This window comes from Streptomyces sp. SM1 (assembly GCF_002910825.1).
Classification (GTDB): domain Bacteria; phylum Actinomycetota; class Actinomycetes; order Streptomycetales; family Streptomycetaceae; genus Streptomyces; species Streptomyces okerensis.
Genome location: NZ_NEUB01000748.1, coordinates 45,661 through 51,780, shown reverse-complemented (window position 1 = coordinate 51,780; position 6,120 = coordinate 45,661). Strand labels below are relative to the sequence as shown.

Genomic DNA, 6,120 nt, shown 5'->3' with positions numbered 1-6,120 from the left:
CCCGCGGCAGCGCCGGGCAGGGCCGCCGGGAGTGGTACGGCGCCCGGGACCTGCTGCCGATCCGTGCCGTCTCGGCCGCCTACGGGGGCGCGGACCTCGGGGCGAAGGCACCCGTCGAGCCGCCCGTGCGCTTCGGGTTCGGTTCTGCGCCGAGGAATCCCTCCGTCACCCGGGTCACGACGACGGTCGAACTCGGCCCGGGGTGACGGCGGCTGGGCAGCGGTAACCGGCCGGAGCCTCCGAGAGGATGTCCCCTGAGCAGAACCGGAGTGCGGGAGCCCGCCCACCCGCTCGCGGTCGCGCACTGCTCTGCGGACGGATCGCATGTCCAGGCCCTCAAAGGGGGGATCACGTCGGCCCCTCTCCGGTGAGGTGGCCGGGGGAATGCCCGCCGCCCCGGCGGACTGCCGGTCGCCTGTGGGCGGCGGGAGTCCTGGATCAGTAGCCGTAGATCATCTTGTAGGCGACCTCGGGGAGGAACTGGCCGGCCGTGGAGCCGGTTCCGACACCGCAGTTGCCGTCGGACTCGCCCGGTGTCTTGATCCACAGGAGCATCTCGGCGCCTCCGCCCGTCTGGGTGGGCGTGCCGATGCGGCGGCCGGAGGGGTTGCACCACTGGCCGTTGGAGCCGTTGCCGTTGCGGCTGGTGTCCACGACGAACGGCTTGGTGTAGCCGTAGCGGGCGGCCAGTTCGTTGTTGACGGCGCTGCCGTAGGCGGTGTTCTCGGCGGTGGTGATGTAGTTGGAGACGTTGAGCGAGAAGCCGTGGGCCTGTCGGAGACCGGCTTCGTGGAGGCGCCGGGCCATGGTCGCCGCGTCGGTCCAGCGCGGGTTGCCGGCGTCCATGTAGACCCAGGTGTTGGGGGCCTGGCGGTTGAACTCGGCGAGGGCACCGGTGAGCATGGCCTCGCGTTCGTCGATCTGGCCCTGGGTCATGCAGCCGTAGTCTCCGAGGGAGTCCGGTTCGAGGATGACGACGGCCGGGCGGGCCGCGATGCCTCCGGCGAACTGGGCGATCCAGCTGGCGTAGGCGGACGGCGAGGCGGCTCCGCCGGCGGAATGCCCGCCGCAGTAGTCACGGTGGTAGACGTTGTAGGCGACGAGGATGGGCAGCTTGTCCCGGGAGTCCGCCGCGCCGACGTAGGCACCTGTCGCGGTGCCGATGGTGCCGCTCCAGGAACCGAACCAGCGGGCCATCGGTGTGTTGGCGATGGAGGCGTTGATCGCGGCGGCCCGGCCGTCGCCGGGGTTGGCGGCCGCCCACCGCCTCGCGCTCGAGTCGGGGTCCACGTAGAACCCCTGGGTCATGGTGGTGGGGTCGGCCGCGTGGGCGGACGGTGCGGCGGCGAACGCCAGCGGCAGAGCACAGAGCGCTGCCATCAGGGTGCGGAGTCTGCGGCTCAAGACAGTACCTCGGTTTCAGAGGATGTGCGCTTTGGGAGCGCTCCCACTGGAAGCGGTCCCAATCGTCTGGGTGAGTGGTTGGGGTGTCAATAGTCGGCGCAACATTGGACTTTCACAGGTGGCATAGGTCCCGTGGGGCACTGAACTGGAAGCGGTCCCATAGCTGCGTCCCTGAGCGCTCCGCGCCTGTGGAAGACTTTCGAGCCATGGCAGAAGCAGCGCCGCGTCGGCATCCGACGCTCGACGAGGTGGCCGAACGCGCCGGTGTTTCCCGCTCCGTGGCCTCCCGCGCCCTCAACAACGCCCCGCACGTCAGCCGCGCCAAGCGTGAGGCTGTCGAACGGGCCGTGCGGCAACTCGGTTACGTACCCAATCCGACCGCCCGCGCGCTGGCCACCCGTCAGACGGGAGCGGCCGCCCTGATCGTCTCGGGAGAGGATCCGTCGATCTTCGCCGATCCGTTCTTCGCCCGGGTGATCGTGGGGGCGTCGGCCGCCCTGGACGAGGCGGACCTGCATCTGATGCTGTGCCTGGCCGCTTCCGACCGAGGCCGCAAGCGGGTCGAGGAGCTCCTGCGGTCCAGGGGCGCGGACGGTGTGATGCTGATGGCGCTGCGCGAGGACGATCCGCTGACCCGGATGGCCGATGAGGCGCAGATGCCCGTCGTGTTCGGCGGGCGCCCGGTCGGTCCGGCTCCCCGGTGGTACGTGGACGTGGACAACGTCGGCGGAGCGCGCGAGGCGACCGAGCATCTGGTCTCACTCGGCCGGAGGCGCGTGGCCGTGATCTGCGGGCGTCTGGACACCGAGGCCGGGCGCGCCCGGTACCGCGGTTACCGGGACGCCATGCTGGGCGCCGGTCTCGATCCGTTCCCGCCGCTGGAGGGGGACTTCACGGAGCGCAGCGGAGCCGCAGCCATGACCGCGCTGCTGGCCGAACACCCCGACGTGGACGGAGTGTTCGCCGCCAAAGACAACATGGCGGCGGGAGCGCTGCGCACCGTGCGGGAGGCCGGCCGGCGGGTCCCCGCCGACGTCGCCGTGGTCGGCTTCGACGACCTGACGGTCGCCCGGATCGCCGATCCACCGCTCACCACCGTCCATCAGCCTGTGGAGGCTCTCGGACGGGAGATGGCGCGCATGCTCGTCGCGCTCGTCAACGGGCAGGACCCCACCCCGCTGGTCCTCCCCACCCGCCTGACCGTCCGGGCCAGCGCCTGACTCCTCACTGTCCGGAAGGGGCGGGCCCCGGAGTGGTGCATCGTCGGGGCAGAGGCGAGGTTGGCGTACCCCGTCAACCCTTTCTCGCGTGAGTCGTGCGCCGATGCGAAGGGTTCGAAGTGTCTGGCGCGGAGTCGGTGTTGACATGGTCGGTCGCCTCTCTAGTATCCGTGGGGCATCCGAAGTTTCCGAACGGCGATCGAAATTTCGAACTCTTTTCTCTCCTTTCTTCCCCGCCGAAGGAGTCCCGGTGCCCAGACGATCAGGCGGACGACTGTTCCGCCTCCTCACGGCCGCCGTGCTGACGGTGACCGCGTCCGTGACGGCCTCGGCGCAGTCCACCGCCACGGCCGCGCCGGGCAGTCCGGCGCTCACCCCACCGCTGGGGTGGAACAGCTGGAGCAGCTTCGGGTGCGGGATCACCGAGGCCCAGGTCCGCCAGGCCGCCGACGCGATGGTGTCCTCGGGCATGCGGGACGCCGGCTACCGGTACGTGGTGGTCGACGACTGCTGGTTCGACCCGCAGCGTGACGCGCAGGGCAACCTGCGGGCCAACCCGACGAAGTTCCCGAGCGGGATGAAGGCCCTCGGGGACTACATCCACAGCAAGGGCCTGAAGTTCGGCATCTACCAGGTGCCGGGCGAGCGCACCTGCGCGCAGACCGTGGGCACGTACCCGGGTTCCACGGGCAGCAGGGGCCACGAGGTCCAGGACGCCGCCACGTTCGCCTCGTGGGGGGTCGACTACCTCAAGTACGACTGGTGTTCCTCGAGCGGCACGCGTGACGAGCAGGTCGCGCGGTTCAAGCTGATGCGCGATGCCCTGCGCGCCACCGGTCGGCCGATCGTCTACAGCATCAACCCCAACAGCTTCCACGCCATCACGGGGTCCACGTACAACTGGGGCGAGGTCGCCGACCTGTGGCGGACGACCGAGGACCTGCTCGACATCTGGCAGAACGGCATCACCAACAGCTACCCGATGGGCGTCGGCAACGTCCTGGACGTCAACGCGCCGCTGGCCGCACAGTCCGGCCCGGGGCACTGGAACGACCCCGACATGCTGGTCGTCGGCCGCCCCGGCCTGTCGCTGACCGAGTCCCGCTCCCACTTCGCCCTGTGGGCGCTGATGAGTGCCCCGCTGATGGCCGGCAACGACATCCGCACGATGTCCGCCGACGTCAGCGCGATCCTGCGCAACCCGCGCCTGCTGGCGGTGAACCAGGACTCCCAGGGAGCGGGCGGCCGCAGGGTGCGCGACGACGGCGACATCGAGGTGTTCGCCAAGCCCCTGGCGGACGGTGCGGTCGCGGTGGGGCTGTTCAACCGGGGCGGGAGCGCGGCGACGGTCACCACGACGGCTGCCCAGATCGGCCTGGGCGGAGGGCCGTTCACCCTCACCGACCTGTGGACCGGCGGCACGTCGAGCACGTCCGGGCAGATCTCGGCGAGCGTCCCCGCGCACGGCGTCGCCGCGTACCGGGTGAGCGGCGGCAGCCCGCTGGCCGCCACCACCTCACGCCTGCGGGGCAACGCGTCCGGCCGCTGCGTGGACGTGGACAACGCCTCCACGGCCGCCGGCGCCGCGACTCTGCTGTGGGACTGCCACACGGCCGCCAACCAGCTGTGGACCACATGGGCGGGCGGCGAGATCCGCGTCTACGGCGACAAGTGCCTGGACGCCTACAACCAGGGCACCACCAACGGCACCCGTGTCATCACCTGGCCCTGCAACGGCCAGAACAACCAGAAGTGGACCGTCGGCTCCGACGGCTCGATCCGCAACGTCCACTCCGGACTGTGCCTCGACGCCAACGGGGCCGACACCGCCAACGGGACCCCGCTGGTGCTGTGGACCTGCAACGGCCAGGCCAACCAGAAGTGGACCCGCGCGTGAGCGACACGGCACTGGGCCACGGCCGGAGCGACAACACCCGGGCCACGGCCTCCCGCACGGCTGCCGCATCCGCCGGCACGGCCGCCCCCGGCTCCGGCTGCGGCGGGACCCCGGGCGTCGTTGCATCGGCTTCCAGGCCGACCGCCCACACCGGCGACACCCTTCCGCCGAGCACCTGCGCCCTGCACGGCACCGCCTGCGGCTGAGCGCCGTGTCCGCCCGGGAGATCTCCCGGGCGGACACGGTCCCGGCTCAGGACGTCGTGCCGTCACCGTGGTTCCCGACGTGGTGAGGCAGTGCGTCGTCGAGCAGCCCGCGACCGTCGGCGCACCGCCGGCGCCACCACCGGGCACAGCCCGGAGGCGCACGCCATCGCCCGCTCCCGCGGCGTCAGCGCAGCCCAGATCCGGCTGGCTCGGACGCTCCACCAGGTACCACCGCGATCATCTCCCCGGGCACCATCTTCGGCGAAATGGTCCTGCTCGGACAGCACATGTACGACAACTACGCCGAAGCCCTCGACGACACCGTCGTGTGCGTGATGAGCCGTACGGACGTGAACCGGCTGCTGCTGGCCGACGCGCGGATCGCCGCCCGGATCACCGCGATCCTCGGCCGCCGCCTGGCCGACCTCGAACAGCGTCTGCCCGACAGCGTGTTCAAAACCGTCGCCCAGCGTGTCGCCACCACGCTGACCACCCTGACCAGCGCCCAGCCCCCGGCAGGCCCCTTGCGGCCGGTGGGGCGCCACCCGCAGATCGCCCTCACCCACGAACAGCTCGCCGCCCTCGCCGGCACCTCCCGCGAAACCTGCACCAAGGTCTTGCGCGAATACGCCGAACACGGCCTGCTCCGCCTGGCCCGCGGGCGCATCACCGTCCTCGACGCCGAGCGGCTCAAGGACGCCGCCGGCTGACGTCACCCATCCGTAAGGTCCCGGCCCACTGCCCGCTCGGGCCGCCACGAACTACGCTCGCCACCGGTCCCGACCTCACAGGAGTTCTCCTTGCGTGCCCGTATCCTCCTCCCGGCCGTCCTCGCTGCCGCCCTTCTCACCCTGACCGCATGCGGCTCGGGCGACGGCTCCGCGTCCGCCGGCGACGTGGGCGCCTCCCCCTCGAAGGCGTCTTCCCCCGCGCAGTCGCCCGTCGGCTCCCCCGACAGCGGCAGCGGGTCGCAGGGTGTGAAGGTGCCCGAGGCGCTGAACTTCTCCGCGACCACGGTGGACGGCAAGCCGTTCGACGCGAAGACGCTCGCGGGCAAGCCCACCGTGCTGTGGTTCTGGGCGCCTTGGTGCCCCACGTGCAAGGGCCAGGCTGCCGAGACTGCAAAGGTCGCCGCCGACCAGCAGGGCAAGGCGAACGTCGTCGGTGTCGCGGGCCTGGACAAGAACGCCGCCATGCGCGCGTTCGTCTCCGACACCGGCACCGGTTCCTTCCCCCACCTGTCCGACGAGAAGGGCGAGGTGTGGAAGCGTTTCGAGATCACCCAGCAGAGCTTCTACGTGGTCCTCGACCAGACCGGAAGGACCGTCTACGAGGGCGTGCTCCCCGGCGGCAAGGGACTGGCGGACAAGGTCGCCGCCCTCACCGGCTGAAC

The 6,120-nt window shown here is 71.1% G+C and carries 6 protein-coding genes and 1 pseudogene; 6 read left to right on the top strand and 1 reads right to left on the bottom strand.

Annotated features, from left to right (window positions below):
* Window positions 1-206 (top strand): annotated as a pseudogene (locus B9S61_RS22500) (hypothetical protein); the annotation flags it as partial.
* Window positions 207-438: 232 nt separating this feature from the next.
* Here the strand turns inward: B9S61_RS22500 and B9S61_RS22495 are convergent.
* Window positions 439-1,404 (bottom strand): glycoside hydrolase family 6 protein, encoded by a 966-nt coding sequence (locus tag B9S61_RS22495; protein WP_103543887.1) that lies wholly within the window; start codon window positions 1,402-1,404, stop codon window positions 439-441.
* 206 nt (window positions 1,405-1,610) lie between these two features.
* Here B9S61_RS22495 and B9S61_RS22490 point away from each other — a divergent pair, with 206 nt between their 5' ends.
* The 5 genes from B9S61_RS22490 (at window position 1,611) to B9S61_RS22470 (ending at window position 6,118) form a co-directional block, all read left to right on the top strand.
* Complete coding sequence (locus tag B9S61_RS22490; RefSeq protein WP_181007481.1) at window positions 1,611-2,624, top strand: LacI family DNA-binding transcriptional regulator; 1,014 nt, start codon at window positions 1,611-1,613, stop codon at window positions 2,622-2,624.
* Between the two features lie 250 nt (window positions 2,625-2,874).
* On the top strand, window positions 2,875-4,521 hold the full coding sequence (locus B9S61_RS22485; RefSeq protein ID WP_103543886.1) for a ricin-type beta-trefoil lectin domain protein: 1,647 nt from the start codon (window positions 2,875-2,877) through the stop codon (window positions 4,519-4,521).
* Window positions 4,518-4,727, top strand: a complete 210-nt coding sequence (locus B9S61_RS22480) for a hypothetical protein (protein ID WP_146064917.1) — start codon at window positions 4,518-4,520, stop codon at window positions 4,725-4,727. The genes B9S61_RS22485 and B9S61_RS22480 overlap by 4 nt, the downstream gene beginning before the upstream one ends.
* A gap of 266 nt (window positions 4,728-4,993) precedes the next feature.
* On the top strand, window positions 4,994-5,437 hold the full coding sequence (locus tag B9S61_RS22475; protein ID WP_258039794.1) for a Crp/Fnr family transcriptional regulator: 444 nt from the start codon (window positions 4,994-4,996) through the stop codon (window positions 5,435-5,437).
* Between the two features lie 90 nt (window positions 5,438-5,527).
* A complete protein-coding gene (locus tag B9S61_RS22470; protein ID WP_103543884.1) occupies window positions 5,528-6,118 on the top strand; it encodes a redoxin domain-containing protein in 591 nt (196 codons plus the stop codon).
* Window positions 6,119-6,120: the final 2 nt, after the last annotated feature.